The organism is Modestobacter sp. VKM Ac-2986, from assembly GCF_026967795.1.
Taxonomy (GTDB): Bacteria; Actinomycetota; Actinomycetes; order Mycobacteriales; family Geodermatophilaceae; genus Modestobacter.
On record NZ_JAPVBH010000006.1, the window covers coordinates 256,274 to 273,356 of the forward strand.

General features: G+C 70.8%; 11 protein-coding genes. 7 read left to right on the forward strand and 4 right to left on the reverse strand.

All coding sequences use genetic code 11. The features are described 5' to 3' along the window. The first annotated feature begins 63 nt into the window (after positions 1-63). Together O2W14_RS16700 and O2W14_RS16705 are read left to right on the forward strand one after the other, a co-directional pair. Complete coding sequence (locus O2W14_RS16700) at positions 64-1,317, forward strand: sensor histidine kinase (protein WP_269177237.1); 1,254 nt, start codon at positions 64-66, stop codon at positions 1,315-1,317. Then, positions 1,305-1,964 carry a response regulator transcription factor gene (locus O2W14_RS16705; RefSeq protein WP_269177238.1) on the forward strand — a complete coding sequence of 220 codons (660 nt, stop codon included), beginning with the start codon at positions 1,305-1,307 and terminating at the stop codon, positions 1,962-1,964. Before O2W14_RS16700 ends, O2W14_RS16705 begins: the two co-directional genes overlap by 13 nt. A gap of 77 nt (positions 1,965-2,041) precedes the next feature. Here O2W14_RS16705 and O2W14_RS16710 read toward each other — a convergent pair whose 3' ends face one another. Next, on the reverse strand, positions 2,042-2,734 hold the full coding sequence (locus O2W14_RS16710) for a fasciclin domain-containing protein (RefSeq protein ID WP_269177239.1): 693 nt from the start codon (positions 2,732-2,734) through the stop codon (positions 2,042-2,044). 173 nt (positions 2,735-2,907) lie between these two features. Beyond that, positions 2,908-4,596 (reverse strand): molybdopterin-dependent oxidoreductase, encoded by a 1,689-nt coding sequence (locus O2W14_RS16715; RefSeq protein WP_269177240.1) that lies wholly within the window; start codon positions 4,594-4,596, stop codon positions 2,908-2,910. Between the two features lie 123 nt (positions 4,597-4,719). Between O2W14_RS16715 and O2W14_RS16720 the strand changes: the two genes are divergently transcribed. The 3 genes from O2W14_RS16720 (at position 4,720) to O2W14_RS16730 (ending at position 8,382) form a co-directional block, all read left to right on the forward strand. Beyond that, positions 4,720-5,724 (forward strand): aldo/keto reductase family protein, encoded by a 1,005-nt coding sequence (locus O2W14_RS16720; RefSeq protein WP_269177241.1) that lies wholly within the window; start codon positions 4,720-4,722, stop codon positions 5,722-5,724. An 88-nt stretch (positions 5,725-5,812) separates the two neighbouring features. Continuing rightward, on the forward strand, positions 5,813-7,279 hold the full coding sequence (locus O2W14_RS16725) for a type I restriction-modification system subunit M (RefSeq protein ID WP_269177242.1): 1,467 nt from the start codon (positions 5,813-5,815) through the stop codon (positions 7,277-7,279). Further along, positions 7,276-8,382 (forward strand): restriction endonuclease subunit S, encoded by a 1,107-nt coding sequence (locus tag O2W14_RS16730; protein ID WP_269177243.1) that lies wholly within the window; start codon positions 7,276-7,278, stop codon positions 8,380-8,382. The genes O2W14_RS16725 and O2W14_RS16730 overlap by 4 nt, the downstream gene beginning before the upstream one ends. 7 nt (positions 8,383-8,389) lie before the next feature. Here the strand turns inward: O2W14_RS16730 and O2W14_RS16735 are convergent, their stop codons facing one another. Then, entirely contained in the window at positions 8,390-9,862 is a 1,473-nt protein-coding gene (locus O2W14_RS16735) for an HNH endonuclease signature motif containing protein (RefSeq protein WP_269177244.1), read from the reverse strand. Positions 9,863-10,065: 203 nt separating this feature from the next. Here O2W14_RS16735 and O2W14_RS16740 point away from each other — a divergent pair, with 203 nt between their 5' ends. After that, positions 10,066-13,482 (forward strand): DEAD/DEAH box helicase family protein, encoded by a 3,417-nt coding sequence (locus O2W14_RS16740; RefSeq protein ID WP_269177245.1) that lies wholly within the window; start codon positions 10,066-10,068, stop codon positions 13,480-13,482. A gap of 23 nt (positions 13,483-13,505) precedes the next feature. Further along, complete coding sequence (locus tag O2W14_RS16745; protein ID WP_269177246.1) at positions 13,506-15,392, forward strand: DUF262 domain-containing protein; 1,887 nt, start codon at positions 13,506-13,508, stop codon at positions 15,390-15,392. Positions 15,393-15,569: 177 nt separating this feature from the next. Here O2W14_RS16745 and ggh read toward each other — a convergent pair whose 3' ends face one another. After that, entirely contained in the window at positions 15,570-17,066 is a 1,497-nt protein-coding gene (gene ggh, locus O2W14_RS16750; RefSeq protein ID WP_269177247.1) for a glucosylglycerate hydrolase, read from the reverse strand. Positions 17,067-17,083: the final 17 nt, after the last annotated feature.

Genomic DNA, 17,083 nt, shown 5'->3' on the forward strand with positions numbered 1-17,083 from the left:
CAGGCTGTACTCCTGCCCCGTCGCGCTGTCCCTGCGCCGGCCTGCCGCCTACCGTTCGGACCCGTGCGGACCTGGGGCGGGCAGCGGGGCGTCGTGGCCCGCACCGCCGGCGCCACCCTGCTCGCCCTCGAGCAGCTGCCCGGGGTGCTCGGCACCGCGCTGCTGGCCCTCGGCGTGCTGGTCCTCCTCCTGGTGGCCGGGCTCACCAGCGTCGTCGGGGTCGGGCTGCTCGCCGTCCCGGCCGTGCTGCGCGGCGTGCACGCGGTGGCCGACCGCGAGCGGGCGCGGCTGGGCCGCTGGGGACCGGAGCTGCTGAGCCCCGGGCCGCCGCCGGAACGGCTGCGGGACGCGGTCGCCGCCCCGGCCACCCGGCGCGAGCTGCACTGGCTGGCCGGCCACGGCACCGGCGTCCTGCTGCTGGCCGCGATCGGGGTGCTGCTGCCGGTCTACGCCGTCCGCGACCTGAGCTTCCCGGCCTGGTGGTGGCTGCTGCCGGAGGGGGAGCCGACCGACTCGCTCACCTTCTGGGTCGTCGAGGACTGGGGTGACCTGTACCCGGTCGTGCTGCTCGGGGTCGGCTGGACGGCGCTGATCGTCGTCCTGGTGCCGCACATCGCCCGCTTCGTGCAGGGCCGGGGGCAGCGGCTGCTCGACACCGCGCCCACGGCCGACCTCTCGCTGCGGGTCGCCCAGCTGACCGCCACCCGGGCCGCCGCGCTGGACGCGCACGCCGCCGAGCTGCACCGGATCGAGCGCGCCCTGCACGACGGGACGCAGAACCGGCTGGTCGCGGTCACGGTGCTGCTCGGCGCGGCCCGGCGCGCAGCGGGCCGGGACCCGGCGGCGGCCGAGGAGATCCTGGAGCGGGCGCAGTCCGCGGCCGAGCAGGCGCTGGCCGAGCTGCGCAGCGTGGCCCGCGGGATCCTGCCGCCGGTGCTCGCCGACCGCGGGCTGGCCGGCGCGCTCACCGGCCTGGCCGTCTCCTCCGCGGTGCCCTGCACGGTCGACGTCGACGTCGACGTCCCGGTGCGCTGCGCGGCCTCGGTGGAGGCCACCGCCTACTTCCTGGTCGCCGAGGCGCTGACCAACGCCTCCCGGCACAGCGGCGCCGGCCGGGTCGCGGTCTCGGTGCGCTCCCGTGACGGGCGGCTGTGCGTGCGCGTCACCGACGACGGACGCGGCGGCGCCACCGAGGGCGGCGGCTCCGGGCTGGTGGGCATCCGCCGCCGGGTCGCCGCGCACGACGGCACCATGACCCTGTCCAGCCCACCCGGTGGCCCCACCACCCTGACCGCGGAGCTGCCGTGCGGATCGTGATCGCCGAGGACGACGCCCTGCTGCGCGAGGGCCTGGCCCTGCTGCTGCGCGCCGAGGGCCTGGACGTCGTGGCCACCGCGGGGACCCCGGCGGAGTTCCTCACCGCCCTGGACGACCACCGGCCCGACGTCGCCATCGTCGACGTCCGGATGCCGCCCACGCACACCGACGAGGGCATCGTCGCCGCCGTCGAGGCCCGGCGCCGACGGCCGGACCTCGCGGTGCTGGTGCTGTCGGCCTACGTCGAGCAGTCCTTCGCCACCGAGCTGCTCGCCGGCGGCGCTGCCCGGCTGGGCTACCTGCTCAAGGAGCGGGTCGGCCGGGTGGCGGAGTTCCTCGGCGCGCTGCACCGGGTCGCCGGCGGCGGGACGGCGATCGACCCGGAGGTGGTCGCCCAGCTGTTCGCCCGCACCCGGCACGACGAGCGGCTGGACCGGCTGAGCCCCCGCGAGCGGGAGGTGCTGGCGCTGATGGCCGAGGGGCTGGGCAACACCGCGATCGGCGAGCGGCTGGTGGTCACCGACGGGGCGGTGCACAAGCACATCCGCAGCATCTTCGCCAAGCTCGACCTGCCGCCCGACGACGCCGCCGACCGCCGCGTCACCGCCGTCCTGCGCTACCTGGACGACGTCCGGTCACGGGCGTAGACCGGTGCGGCGCACCGGCCCCGGACGGCCGAGAGCCCGGCAGGTCGGTGACCTGCCGGGCTCTCGAGCGTGGTCGATCAGGCGGTCGGGGCGAGCACCTGGTCGATGATGTAGACGGTGGCGTTGGCGGTCTGCACGTTGCCGCAGATCACGCTGGCGTCAGCGGCCTTGAGCACGGTGTCGGTGCCGGCGATGGTGAAGTCCTCGCCGGAGCCCTCGATGGTGACCATGTCGCCGTTGAGGGTCTCGTGCTCGCCGGCCAGCTCCTCCGGGGTCAGGCGACCCGGGATGACGTGGTGGGTGAGCACCGCGGTCAGCATGGCCTTGTCGGCCAGCAGGGCCTGCAGGGCGTCGGCCGGGACGGCCTCGAAGGCCGGGTTGGCCGGGGCCAGCACGGTGATGTCGTCGGTCGTGTTCAGCGTGTCGCCGAGCTCGGCGGCCGTGACGGCCTGGACCAGGGTCGACAGGACCGGGTTGTTGCTGGCGGCGGTGGCGACCGGGTCGGCCGTCATGCCGGAGAAGCTGCCCGCACCGTCGGCGGGGACCAGGGCGCAACCGGCACCGAAGGGCTCGGCGTCAGCGGCGGCGCTGGTCATGGGGGCGCTGCTGCTGGACGACGGGGACTCGCTGGTCATGCCACCGGCGGCGCTGCTGGCAGCGGCACCCGCGTTGCTGGCCGCCTCCTCGGCGCCACCACAGGCGCTCAGGGACAGGGCCAGGCCGGAGGCGGCGAGGATCAGGGTGCTGCGGGTGAGCAGGTTGGTCTTCACGATGGTGCTCCTCGTCAGTCGTGCGACGGCGGGGCAGGGCCGTCGCGGGGGTGGTGCGTCCGGCCGCAGGGAGCGGCCGGTACGTCCTCGGCGGGTGTCGGGGACGCGGTCTGTGGGGTGGATCGTGTGCGGGTGTCAGGAGATGTTCGTTGCCCGCAACCGATCCGGATGCATCAGCTGGCGACGACCACGATCTGGTGCCAGCCGCTGGAGCCGTTGGGGAACGGCGTGGCGCGCGCGTCGGTCTGCAGTTCGCCGTCCTCGCTGGTGGCGCGGACGGTGACCGAGTGCGAGCCGGGGGTGAAGTCGAAGGGCAGGACCCACTGGCGCCACAGGTCGGCGTCGACCTCGGGCGAGAGCTCGGCCGGCAGCCAGTCGCCGTCGTCGACCTTGACCTCGACCAGACCGATGCCGCGGGTCTGGGCCCAGGCGACGCCGGCGATGGCGCGCCGGCCGGCGGGGAAGCGGCGCAGCGGGGCGGGGGTGTCGATCCGCGAGGCGACCTTGATCGGGCCCTGGGCCGCCCAGTCGCGCTCGGTCCAGTAGGCGTCGAAGGCGTCGTAGGTGGTGGCCTCGATGCCGGTGATCCACTTGCAGGCCGAGACGTAGCCGTACAGGCCCGGGATCAGCATCCGCACCGGGAAGCCGTGCTCGACCGGCAGCGGTTCGCCGTTCATGGCGAGGGCGAGCATCGCGTCGGGGACGTCGAGGGCCGAGCGGGTCGGGGCGCCGATCGTCATGCCGTCGACCGAGCGGCAGACCAGCTGGTCGCTGGTGTCGCGGACGCCGTTCTCCCGGAGGAAGGCGCCCAGCGGGACGCCGAGCCAGCGGGCGGTGCCGGCGAGCCCGCCGCCGACCTCGTTGGAGACGCAGGTGAGCGTGATGTCGCGCTCGATGAGGTCGCTGCGGCCCAGCAGGTCGTCGAGGGAGTAGGTGCGCGGGGTGTCGAACATCCCGGTCAGCTCCAGCGAGTACTCGGCCGGCCGGATCTGCGGCACCGTGATCGCGGTGTCGACGCGGTAGAACTCGCGGTTGTCGGTGAACAGCGGGGTCAGGCCCTCGACGCTCGCGGAGAGGTCGGCGCCGGCCGGCAGCGCGGGGGCCGCGGAGGCCGGGGTGGGCAGGGCCAGCTCGGACCGGGCCCCGGCGACGTCGAAGCGGCGCTGCAGCAGGCGGCCACCGCCACCGGCGACCGCGGTCACGCCGACCGCGACACCGCTGGTGAGCAGGAACCCGCGGCGGTCCAGGCCGGTGCCCTTGCGGTCACCGGAGCCGAGGACGTCGCGCACCCGGCCGAGCAGCCCGTCCTGGGGCTGGACGGTCCCGGTCGCACCGGCGGTGGGCTCGGCGTGCGGGGCGGAGGAGGTGGGGAGGGTCAGCGGCCGCAGCAGGGCCAGCAGCGCCAGGCTGCCGGCGACGGCGCCGACCAGGGAGGGCACCGCGTCGAACAGCCCGCCCGCAGGGCGGGTCAGGGCGGCGACGACGCCGACCAGGCCGAAGACGGCGATGCCGGCGACGCCGAGGCGGCGGCTGCGCAGTCCGACCAGCCCGATGACCAGCGCGTAGACGGCGATGACGACCAGCGTCCCGACGACCAGGGCGATCTTGTCGTCCTCGCCGAAGGTGCTGATGGCGAACTGCTTGACCGACTCGGGGGTCAGCGTGATCGCCGCGTTGCCGACGGCGATGACCGGTGAGGACGCCGCACCGATGAAGCCGGCGAACAGCTCGGCGATCCCGAGGGCGACCCCGGCCGCGAGCAGCCCGGCGAGCGCGGCCAGCAGGCGGCGGACGCCCCGGCCGGCCGTCGGGGCGGTGTGCTGCCCTCCGGCGGGGGCCATGGACTGCTCGATCGTGGTCACGGAGAGTCTTCGGAGCGTGACGCCTCATCGGTTCACCCCGGTTCGGCCATTCTCTGAGACCCACGTCACCCGGTGCTCGGGTCTCCACTCGTGGGGAGCGCCGGGCGGCGGTAGACAGGGGCCATGGAGTTCCGACACCTCGGCCGCAGCGGCCTCAAGATCAGCGAGATCACCTACGGCAACTGGATCACCCACGGCGGGCAGGTCGAGGCCGACGCCGCGACCGCCTGCGTGCGCGCCGCGCTCGACGCCGGCATCACCACCTTCGACACCGCCGACGTCTACGCCGAGGGCCGCGCCGAGACGGTGCTGGGCCAAGCTCTGGCCGGCGAGCGCCGCAGCGGCATCGAGATCTTCAGCAAGGTCTACTGGCCGACCGGTCCGGGCGTGAACGACCGCGGCCTGTCCCGCAAGCACATCATGGAGTCGATCGACGGCTCGCTGCAGCGCCTCGGCACCGACTACCTGGACCTCTACCAGGCGCACCGGTACGACTACGAGACGCCGCTGGAGGAGACGATGCTCGCCTTCGCCGACGTCGTCCGCAGCGGCAAGGCCCTCTACATCGGCGTCTCCGAGTGGCGTGCCGAGGAGATCCGGGCGGGCAAGGCGCTGGCCGACGAGCTGGGGGTCCCGCTGGTGTCCAACCAGCCGCAGTACTCCGCGCTGCACCGGGTCATCGAGGCCGAGGTCATCCCGACCAGCCGCGAGCTGGGCATCAGCCAGATCGTGTTCTCCCCGATCGCGCAGGGCATCCTCACCGGCAAGTACCTGCCGGGCCAGCCCGCGCCGGAGGGCTCGCGGGCCACCGACGAGAAGGGCGGCGGCGCGAACTTCATCGCCCGCTGGGCCAACGACGACGACGTGCTGACCCGCGTGCAAGAGCTCAAGCCGATCGCCGAGGACCTCGGCCTGTCGATGGCCGCCCTGGCCGTCGCCTGGGTGCTGAGCGAGGAGAACGTCGCCGCGGCGATCATCGGCGCCAGCCGGCCCGAGCAGGTCGTGGACAACGTCAAGGCCGCCGGCGTCACGCTCGACGCCGACGTCAAGGCGCGCATCGACGAGGTCCTCGCCCCGGTCGCCGCGACCGACCCGGCGCTCACCGTGAGCCCCGCGAAGCGTCCCTGAGTCGTTGACCTGCCGGGACGCCCCGTTCCGGCAGGTCAGCCTCGCGGCGCACCGCAGCGGCGCTCGGAGCGCGGGTTACCTTGCCCGGGTGACAGTGCTCCAAGGACAGGTCAAGTCGACGATCGACCGGGTCTGGGACTCGTTCTGGTCCGGCGGCATCTCCAACCCGCTCGAGGTCATCGAGCAGATCACCTACCTGCTGTTCATCCGCCGCCTCGATGACCTGCAGACCCGCGCGGAGAACAGGGCCCGGATCACCGGCAAGCCCATCGAGAACCCGGTCTTCGGCCCGGACGAGCAGAACCTGCGCTGGAGCCACCTGAAGAACGAGGAGCCCGGCGTCATGCACGCGCTGGTCGCCCAGGGCGTCTTCCCGTTCCTGCAGCGGATCGGCGGTGACGGCTCCACCTACTCACACCACATGCGCGACGCCCGGTTCACCATCCCGACGCCGGCGCTGCTGGCCCGGGTGGTCGACATGCTCGACGACCTGCCGATGGACGACCGCGACACCAACGGCGACCTCTACGAGTACATGCTCGGCAAGATCGCCACGTCGGGTCACAACGGCCAGTTCCGTACGCCCCGGCACATCATCGAGCTGATGGTCGCGATGACCGCGCCCACGCCGACCGACACGATCGTCGACCCGGCCTGCGGTACGGCCGGGTTCCTGGTGGCGGCGGGGGAGCACCTGCGCCGAGAGCACCCCGAAGCGCTGCACGACGCACAGCTGTCGCGGCACTTCCACCACGGCATGTTCCACGGTTACGACTTCGACTCGACCATGCTGCGGATCGGCAGCATGAACATGCTGCTGCACGGGGTCGAGCAGCCCGACATCCGCTACCGCGACTCCCTGTCTGAGGGCGCCTCGGGTGACGAGGGCCGGTACTCACTGGTGCTGGCCAACCCGCCGTTCGCCGGCAGCCTGGACGCCGAGACGGTGTCGAAGGACCTCCAGCGCGTGGTGAAGACCCGCAAGACCGAGCTGCTGTTCCTGGCGCTGTTGCTCCGGCTGCTGCAGCCGGGTGGTCGGGCGGCCGTGATCGTCCCGGACGGCGTGCTATTCGGCTCGTCGACGGCGCACAAGAAGCTGCGGACGATGCTGGTCGAAGAGCAGAAGCTGGACGCGGTCGTGAAGCTGCCGAGCGGGGTGTTCCGCCCGTACGCGGGAGTCTCGACCGCGATCCTGTTCTTCACTCGCACCGACTCGGGCGGCACGGACAACGTGTGGTTCTACGACGTGCGCGCCGACGGCTTCAGCCTCGACGACAAGCGGACGCCGACCGAGGCCAACGACCTGGGCGACGTGCTGACCAGGTGGGAGCAGCGGGACGGCGAGGAGCTGACGCGGGCGCGGACCGAGCAGAGCTTCTGCGTGCCCAAGGCCGACATCGCCGCGCAGGACTACGACCTCTCGCTGAACCGGTACCGCGAGGTCGTGCACGAGGAGGTCGAGCACCGCGACCCGTTGGAGGTCATCGCCGAGCTCGAGCAGATGGAGAAGGAGATCCAGCAGGGCCTTGCTGATCTGAAGGAAATGCTCTCGTGACGTGGCCGACCGTCTCGCTGGGTGACATTTGTGTATTCAAGTACGGCAAGTCCTTGCCGGCCAGCGCTCGTGTAGGGGGTGCGGTTCCTGTTTATGGCTCGAACGGGCAAATCGGTACACATTCGCAGGGGCTGACGGCGGGGCCGACGATCGTCATCGGACGGAAGGGTTCGTTCGGTGAAATCCACTACTCGCCACGAGCTTGCTGGCCGATTGACACGACTTACTACATCGACGAGGACGCCGCAACGGTAGACCTACGTTGGCTAGCCCACCGGCTTCCAGCGCTCGGCTTGACGACCTTGAACCGAGCAGCTGCCGTTCCTGGACTGAACCGTGACGATGCGTATCGGCAACAACTGCAGCTGCCGTCGCTGAACGAGCAGCGGCGGATTGCGACAATTCTGAACCAGGCCGAACGGCTTGCGCTAATGCGTGTGCGACAGTTAGAGGCTGTCGCGCATCTACAGCAGTCGATCTTCACCGAACATTTCGGTCACCCTGCTACCTGGCCGCAGCGTTGGCCGATGGTGACCATTGGCGAGTTGGCCGAGTCGATCGATTACGGAACGTCGCAGAAATCAACAAGCACCGGCGATCTACCTGTGCTGCGTATGGGCAACCTTAGCTACGCGGGCGAGCTCGACTTGGAAGATTTAAAGTACACAGAGCTGTCCACTGACGCGATTCGGCGATACACCGTCCGCCGCGGCGATCTGTTGTTCAATCGCACGAACAGTCCAGCTCTTGTGGGTAAAACCGCGGTCGTCGATTCAGATCGACTAATGGCATACGCGGGATATCTGATCCGCGTTCGTTTGCGAGAGGGGGTTCAGCCGGACTTCGTCAGCGGCTACCTCAACAGCAGCTACGGGAAAGCTGTGCTGCGGGGAATGGCAAAGTCTGCGGTCAGTCAAGCAAACATCAATGCGAAGGAACTGCGCGCCATGCGCATCGCCCGACCCTCTGTCGAGGCACAGCGCCGCTATGTGAACGTGTTGCGCTTGGTTAAGAGACAGCGGGACAGTCTTGCGAGCGACCAGGTCGCTCGTGCGGCACTCGTGAAGTCGCTCCAAGCGCGGGCGTTCTCGGGGCAGCTCTGATCGACCGCTAGTCGCGAGGGACCAAGGGTTCCAGTGGGTAGCCGACCAGGATCTCCGACCCGTCCGGCCGGCAGGTGCGCCATCGGTGCTCCACCGGATTCCAGGTGATCGAGAACCCGTGGTGCACCTGGGTGTGGTGTCGTTCGCACAGCAACGCGGTGTTCTCGACCGATGTCTCACCGTGGTCGGCGACCCATTCCCGCACATGGTGGGCATCGCACCACCAGGTCGGGGTGGCGCACCCGGCGAAGACGCAGCCGCCGTCCCGGGCCTCGGCGGCCTTGCGGATGTGTGCCGGCACCAGTCGCTGGGCGCGGCCGATGTTCAGCGGCGTCCCGTCAGGGCCGAAGAGCACCCGGGTGATGATCGAGTCGCAGGCCAGCTGGCGGGCCACCTCGTTGGACACCGTCTGGCCGGACCCCAGCCGGGCCGCGTCGGCGACGACCTCGTGGTCGAGCAGGTCCTCGGCGGAGATGGTGGCGGCGACCTGGGCGCGGTGCTTGCGCAGCATCGGCACGCCCTCGCTGGCGAGCAGCACATCGGAGGCCTGCGCCAGCGCGTCGCCCATCTGCTGGGCGTGCGTGCGGTCGTCGTCGGCGACGCGGCCGGCCTGCTGGAAGGCGGTCAGCACGGTGGCGAACCGCTCGTAGGCGACGGCATCGAGCCGGCCGTGGAAGCTGCCGCCCCCGCCCGGCGACGGGGACAGGTGGACCTCGCGCTGCTTCGTGGGGTCGGGCTCGGGGCCGTCGGGGTCGATCCACTCGAGCACTCGCCTGACCACGAAGGGCAGGTCCTCGGCGTGCTCGCCGGTCGCGGAGGCGACCAGGGTGGCGTCGATGCCGTCGTCCCCGTGCAGGTCGGCGCCGAGCTCCTCGGCGCGGGCGAGTCGGGCGGGGGTGGCCGTCTTCGCCACCACTGCGGTCTGCTCTGGGGTGACCCGACCGGTGCGGGCGGCCTCGGCCCAGCCGGGGAGTGCCTCCAGCGTCTTGCCGGCCTTGACGATGTGGGCGGCCTCCGCGCCGCTGAAGTGCAGGTGGCCCTTCAGCCAGGGCGTCATCGCCTTGTGCCCGTCGAACTGCGCTGCGCCGGCCTCCTCGGCCGAGCGCACGGTGCGGGCCAGCTCGGCGGCGAGCGCGTTCTGCGCCTGGACCAGGGCCCGCACCCGGGCGAGCTGCCCGGCCGAGTCGCTGACGGGCGCACCGGACGCGGTGCGCAGTGGCACCTCCGCGCACCGGGTCAGCAAGCTCAGCACCATTGCCACGTCGGGTGGCGGCACCAGCGACCGTTGCCGTGCTGCCTCGCGGTCGGTGGCCTCCCGGGCGGCGCGCGAGTGGGTGGCCTCCTGCTCGGCCGAGCCCCCGGGGCCGAACATGCCCGCGTCCGGGAACGGGTCGAACAGGGGGACGACGACGGTCGGCGCGTCCTCGACGAGCATGTCCACCACCCCTCCCGCCTGTTCGATCAGGTGTTCGAATACCATCCCGGAATTGGGCGCTGATCAACATGAAAGCCCAGGTCAGTTGGCCTGTTGGCTCTCGGGGTAGACCCCGCGCAGAGAGCGCGAGCGGCAGTTGATCCAGTCGCCGCGTCCCACGACGGGATGACCCCGCCCGGTGGGTTCCGGGCGCGGACCTGCCCGGCAGGGCAAGCTGTCGGCGATCCAACGACGGGGGACGGGTGGGGATGAGCAACTTCGGGTTCCTGCGGCAGGACTGGCCGGAGATCGCCGCCGACTGCGGGCGGGCCGAGTCGTACCTGTCCACGGACCCGCGGTCGGCGTGCATCTACGCGCGCCGGGGCATCGAGCAGCTGGTCAAGCACATCTACGCGGTCGACGGCCTCCCGGATGCCTACCGCGACGACCTGGCCGCCCGGATCTCCGACCCCGCGTTCGCCCGCAAGGTCCCGCTCGGCATCACCAACAAGCTCACGCTGATCCGCAAGCTCGGCAACACCGCCGTCCACGACCAGCGGCCGATCCCGCCGCAGGCCGCGTTCGACGCCGTCCGGGAGCTCTTCCACGTCGTCGTCTGGGCTGCGCAGCGCTACTCGCGCGTGCCCGGCCAAACGCCGGTCGCCGCCCGGTTCGACCCCGCGCTCGCCCAGCGGGCTGCTCCGCTCACCCGCGCCGACGTGCAGAAGCTCGCCGAGAGGTTCCAGCGGCAGGACGAGGAACACGCCCGCCAACTGCGGGAGCGTGACGACCTCGCGGCCTCCCAGGCCGCGGAGATCGAGCAGCTGCGCCAGCAGATCGCCGCCGCGCAGGCCGAGCATGTCCTCGACGACACGCACGACTACGACGAGGCCACCACCCGCACCGCGCTCATCGACGAGTTGCTCCGCGAAGCGGGCTGGCAGCTCACCGACGACCGCGACCGCGAGTACCCGGTCACCGGTCTGCCCACCACGTCCGGCGCCGGCCGGGCCGACTACGTGCTCTGGGGCGCGGACGGGCTGCCGCTCGCCGTCGTGGAGGCCAAGCGCACCAGTGTCGACCCGAACAACGGCCAGTACCAGGCCAAGCTCTACGCCGACAGCCTGGAGCAGATGCACGGGCGGCGTCCGGTCGTCTACTGGACCAACGGCTACGAGACCTGGCTGTGGGACGACGCCTCCGGCTACCCGCCCCGCCGGGTCGAGGGCTTCCGCACCGCCGACGAGCTCGCCCTGATGGTGCAGCGGCGCCGCACCCGTGCCTCGCTCGCGGACACCGCGATCAGCAACACGATCGTCGAGCGCCCCTACCAGCAGCGGGCCATCCGCGCCGTCGGCGAGGCGTTCACCGACAAGCAGCGGGCGGCGCTGCTGGTGATGGCCACCGGCTCCGGCAAGACCCGCACCGTCATCGCCTTGGTCGACCAGCTGATGCGCGCCGGCTGGGTGAAGCGGGTGCTGTTCCTCGCCGACCGGCAGGTGCTGGTGAAGCAGGCCGCCAACGCCTTCCGGGCGCACCTGCCCAACGTGACCACCGTGAACCTGCTGGAGGAGAAGTCCGCCGACGGGCGGGTCTTCGTCTCGACCTACCCGACCATGCTCAACCTGGTCAACGCCGTCGAGGGCGGGCGCCGGTTGTTCGGCCCGGGGCACTTCGACCTGGTGGTCATCGACGAGGCGCACCGGTCGGTTTACCAGAAGTACCGCGCCCTGTTCAGCTGGTTCGACTCCCTCCTCGTCGGGCTCACCGCCACGCCGAAGGACGAGATCGACCGCAACACCTACTCGCTGTTCAACCTGGAGGACGGCGTCCCCACCGACGCCTACCCGCTCGACGAGGCCATCGCCGACGGCTACCTCGTGCCGCCGCGCGCGCTGTCCGCGCCCACCACCTTCACGCGCTCCGGCATCCGGTACGCCGACCTCTCCGAGGACGAGAAGGACGCGTGGGACGCCTTGGACTGGGGCACCGACGACGGGACCGCACCCGATGCCGTCGGTGCCGAGGAGCTCAACCGGTTCCTCTTCAACGCCGACACCGTCGACCGGGTGCTGGCCACCCTCATGGAGCGCGGCCTCAAGGTCGCCGGTGGTGACCGGCTGGGCAAGACGATCGTCTTCGCCAAGAACCAGGCGCACGCGGAGTTCGTCAAGCAGCGATTCGACGCCCAGTACCCCGGCTACGGTGGCAGGTACGCGGCGGTCATCACCCACGCGGTCACCACGGCCGGTCACTTGATCGACCAGTTCGCCGTCCCGGAGAACGAGCCGCACGTCGCCATCTCCGTCGACATGCTCGACACCGGCGTCGACGTCCCCGAGATCGTCAACCTGGTCTTCTTTAAGCTGGTGCGCTCATCGAGCAAGTTCTGGCAGATGATCGGCCGCGGCACCCGGCTGCGTCCCGACCTCTACTGCCCGGGCGCCCCCAAGACCGAGTTCCTAGTGCTCGACGTCTGCGGCAACCTGGAGTTCTTCGGCGCCGGGATGACCGGTGCCGCCGGGTCGGTGCAGAAGTCGCTGACCCAGCGGCTGTTCGAGGCGCGGCTCGGCCTGGTCGCCGGGCTGGACGCGGAACTGGGCCCGGATGCCGTGCTGCCCGACGTGGGGGAGGGCGAGCAGAGCAACCCGGGGCTGCGCGTCGACCTGGCCTGGGCGATGCACGACGTCGTCCTGGGCATGAACCTGCAGAACGTGGTCGTGCGGCCGGCCCGTCAGTGGGTGGAGATCTACTCCGACTGGTCGGCCTGGCGGCGTCTGGACCGCGTCAAGACTGAGGAGATCGGCCGGCACCTGGCCGGGCTGCCGTCCGCACGCAGCCGGGACGACGAGGGTGCCAAGCGCTTCGACCTCATGCTCCTGCGTTGTCAGCTGGCCCGGTTGGACGGGGACGGCCCGACCTTCGAGCGCATGCGCACGCAGGTGCAGGACATCACCGCGGCCCTGCTGTCCCAGACCGCCATCCCGTCGGTCAAGGCGGCCGAGCAGCTGCTCGCCGAGCTGGCCGACGACGAGTGGTGGCTCGACGTCACGCTGCCCATGCTTGAGACCGCCCGGAGGCGGGTGCGCGGGCTGGTGCGGTTCGTTGCTCGGGAGCGGCGGGCTGTCGTTTACACGGACTTCGCTGATGATGCCGCTCCGGTGACCGAGGTCGAGCTGCCGTACCTGACCCCCGGCACGGACCTGGGACGCTTCCGGGACAAGGCGCGGGCGTACCTGCGCCAGCACGAGGACCACCTCTCCCTGCAGCGGCTGCGGCGCAACCTCCAGCTCACCGATGCCGACGTGGCCGCGCTGGAGGAGATGTTGCTGGCCTCTGGAGTCGGGACGCGCGAGGACTTGGACAAGGCGCAGGCAGAGGCCAAGGGGCTCGGCTTGTTCGTGCGGTCGCTGGTCGGGCTGGACCGGGAAGCGGCGGTGGCCGCGTTCGCCGACTTCTCCCGCGGTGCCGGGTTCTCCGCCAGCCAGCTGCGGTTCATCCAGCTGATCGTCGAGCACCTGACCGCGAACGGCGTGATGGAGCCGGCCCGGCTCTTCGAGTCGCCGTTCAGCGACGACGCCCCGCGGGGCCCGCAGTCGTTGTTCACCGACGACCAGGTGGACGGCATCGTCACCGTCCTCGCCGACGTCCGCCGCCGTGCGACCGCCAAGACGACCGTTGCCTGACCAACAACACCACGGGGGCTGACATGGGATTCCAGACACCGCTCTACGAGCTGAGCGACTACTTGAGGTGGACGACGAGCGGTCGGATCCAGCTGCCCGACTTCCAGCGCGGCTACAAGTGGGAGGACGAACGGATCCGCCAACTGCTCGTGACCATCCTGCGCGGCCACCCGCTGGGCGTCGTCATGCTGTTGAAGACCGGCAACGAGCAGATCCGATTCAAGCCCCGACCGGTGGAGGGTGTGACGCTGCCGTCCGGCACGACGGCCGACCTCTTGCTGCTCGACGGCCAGCAACGGCTGACCTCGCTGACCCAGGCCCTGACAGGCGACGGTGTGGTCGACACCGAGGACAGCCGAGGCCGCAAGCTCAGCCGCCGCTACTACGTCCACATCAAGACTGCTCTGCTCGGCGAAGACCGGATCGACGACGCGGTCCTGTCGGTGCCGGGCGACGGGGTGGTGCGCTCCAACTTCGGCAAGACAGTCGAGCTCGACTTGTCCGATGCTGACAAAGAGCGATCCGAGGGGTACTTCCCGGTACGCCTCCTGTTCGCCGGAGCGGACACCGTGAACTGGTTGTTCGCCATGGCTGACAACCACGTGGCCAGCCAGTTCCACGCAGCTGTCGTCCAGCCTGCCGGCACCTACAACATCCCTGCGATCGAGCTAGACACCGCGACCAGCAAGTCTGCCGTGGCCACCGTCTTCGAGAAGGTCAACACCGGCGGCCTGCAGTTGAACGTGTTCGAGCTGCTGACCGCGACATTCGCCGGTGATGGCAGCTACTTCGATCAGCACGGTGAGGACTTCCGGCTCAACGACGACTGGCGGGAGATCCAGCTCAAGTTCGCTGGCTACCCCGCGCTCACCGCCGTGGAGAACACCGACTTCCTGCAGGCGGTCACCATGCTCACCACACTCCAGCGGAACCGAGCTGATGCATCCGATCGCCCGCCCGCCGTGTCGGCCAAGCGTGAAGACGTGCTCAAGCTCGGACTTGCCGACTACCTGCAGTGGCGGGACGAGCTCCAGGAGGCGTTCGTCTGGTCCTCCACCTTCCTGGCCGACCTGCATATCTTCGGGTCACGCTTCCTGCCCTACCCCAAGCAGTTGGTGCCGTTGGCTGCCATGAAGGTCCTCCTCGGAGCGGACGCCGACCTCATCGGCGTCCGGGAGCGACTGGCCCAGTGGTTTTGGTGCGGCATCTTGGGAGAGCTCTACGGCGGAGCCATCGAGACGCGCTTCATCCGGGACCTCGAGCAGGTCCCGCCCTGGGCGCGTCAGCTCGAGGGAGCCGTTGTCCCGCGGACCGTGCAGGACGCCAACTTCGTCGAGAGCCGACTGCACTCCCTGCGCACCCGTGGGGCCGCCGCATACAAGGGCATTTACGCGCTGCTCCTCGGCAACGGCGCCCACGACTGGATGAAGGGGCAGGCGCTGGACAAGGTGCAGTACGCCAACCTGGCCGTGGACATCCACCACGTGTTCCCACAACGCTGGTGCTTCGAGCACGGCATCGACGACGAGCGGCGCGAGAGCATCATTAACAAGACGCCACTCTCGGCCGCGACCAACCGGACCATCGGGGGAAGCGCGCCGTCGGCCTACCTGGGGGTAGTGGCCAAGAAGGCAGGAATCGGCGCTGCGCAGCTCGACGGGCTGCTGGCCACTCACCTCGTTGACGCGTCATCTCTGCGCACCGATGACTTCGACAGCTACTTCGTTGCCCGGCGTGAGGCCCTGGTCAAGCTCGTGGAGAAGGCGATCGGTAAGGCGGTACAACGGGACATCAGCGAAGGTGAGCCCGGTGAGACGCTCGACCAGTTCGACGCCAACAGCACGGCGGTCGTCGAGGATCCAGCGGAGTTGACGACTGTCGATGAGCTGTCCGACCCCCTGGAGACGTGATCGCCAGCATCAGCTCAGCAAGCTGGGCCTCGATCCGCACACAAGAAGTGATGTAGATGGTCGCTTTTCCGGGCCTCTCCTGGCCGACCGTGATCTGTGCGCTGTGACGGGGCTTCCCGCCCGGCTTGACCTCAAGGCCGGGTGGGAAGCCTGCTGTGCTCAGTTGGCGGGACCAGTTCACGGGGTGCGGGGCATCTCCGGGGTCGTCGCCGGGCCGCGGGTGCGCGGCGGGCGGTCACCGGCCAGGTCGGCGGCCCGCTGGGTCGGGGTGATCCGTGGCAGCTCGCTGGTCAGCCAGCGCACCGGACGGCGCTGCGCCGGGCGCCGCGCGGCCAGGAAGTCCAGCGCGATCGCCGCCGTCCAGGACTGGTCGCGGCTGCCCAGGGTCTCCCCGGTCACCGGCTGGTAGTACTCGGCGAAGTCGCAGTCGACGAGCTGGCTCAACCCGGCCAGCCGCAGCTGGTTGGCCGCCTCCTGCTCGCCGGAGCGGTTGAGCGCCCAGGCCATGAGCCAGTTGAGCACCGGCCACTGCGGCCCGCGCCAGTAGGTCTGCTCGCGGAAGGCCGGCGAGGCGGGGGAGACCGAGGGCACCACCGGCCAGCGCAGCCGGGAGTGGCCGCACCAGCGCGGGCCCAGCAGCAGGTCGCGCTGCCGGCGGGTGAGCGCGTCGTCGCCACCGCACAGCAGCGGGGCGAAGCCGGCGGCGCTCTCGACGTCCAGCCAGGTGCCGGTGCGCAGGTCCAGGTCCCGGGCCAGCCCGGTCTCGGGGTTCACCGAGCGCAGCACGCCGGTGCGGAAGCGCCGGGCGATCGCCCGGGACTGCTCCACCCCGCCCGAGGCCCCGCCGCCGATGCCCAGCTCCTCGCCCATGTCGGCGAGCAGGTCGCTGGCGGCGGCCAGCAGCGCGGAGACCAGGACGTCGCCCATGACGAAGTCGCCGGTCGCGCGGTAGACCGCGTCGTCGTAGCGGGCATGGACCTTCTGCTCCAGCAGCCACAGGTACTTCGCGTACTCGGCGTCGCTGGGCCGCTGGGAGGGGTCGGCGACGTGCGCCAGGTCGGCCCGGACGAACGGTGGCATCGCCCCGACCCGCACGTTGGCGTACGGGGCGTCCCAGCGGGGGGAGTCGTCCATCCCGGACTCCCAGCCGTGGTGGATCTCGACCAGGCCGTAGGAGTACGGGTCGCGCGCGGTGGCCAGGTAGGAGTGCCAGGCCAGCCAGGCGTCGAAGGTCTCCCGCACGAACTCCTCGGCCAGCTCCTGGTCCGCACCCCCCTTGCGCCGGGCGTCGTGCAGGATCCGGGACAGCGCGATCACGTGGATCGGCGGCTGGCAGATGCCCGAGGTGAGGACGCCGGCCGGGCGGGCCGCGGCCACCTGGGTGCGCCACCGCTCGGGACCGGGGAAGTAGTCGCTGGGGGAGTGGAACAGGATGTGCGGGATCATCCCGGTCGCCCACTGCCCCGACAGCAGACTGCGCAGCTCGCTGAGCGCCCGCGGCACCGACACCGTGGCGATGCCCAGGGCCACGAAGCCGGCGTCCCAGCTCCACATGTGCGGGTAGAGGGTGGGCGAGGCGACCGTGAAGGCACCCCGGTCGTTGGCCTTCAGCACGTACCCCGCGCGCCCGGACATCAGGCCGATCTCGACCGCGCTGGGCTGGGCGACCGTCATCTGCTGGTCCGTCCTCT

What these genes read in the sequence shown, in the direction of transcription:
- O2W14_RS16740 (WP_269177245.1), top strand. Translation starts at nt 10,066, where the DNA reads ATGAGCAACTTCGGGTTCCTGCGGCAGGACTGGCCGGAGATCGCCGCC.
- O2W14_RS16735 (WP_269177244.1), bottom strand. Translation starts at nt 9,862, where the DNA reads ATGGTATTCGAACACCTGATCGAACAGGCGGGAGGGGTGGTGGACATG.
- O2W14_RS16720 (WP_269177241.1), top strand. Translation starts at nt 4,720, where the DNA reads ATGGAGTTCCGACACCTCGGCCGCAGCGGCCTCAAGATCAGCGAGATC.
- O2W14_RS16745 (WP_269177246.1), top strand. Translation starts at nt 13,506, where the DNA reads ATGGGATTCCAGACACCGCTCTACGAGCTGAGCGACTACTTGAGGTGG.
- ggh (WP_269177247.1), bottom strand. Translation starts at nt 17,066, where the DNA reads ATGACGGTCGCCCAGCCCAGCGCGGTCGAGATCGGCCTGATGTCCGGG.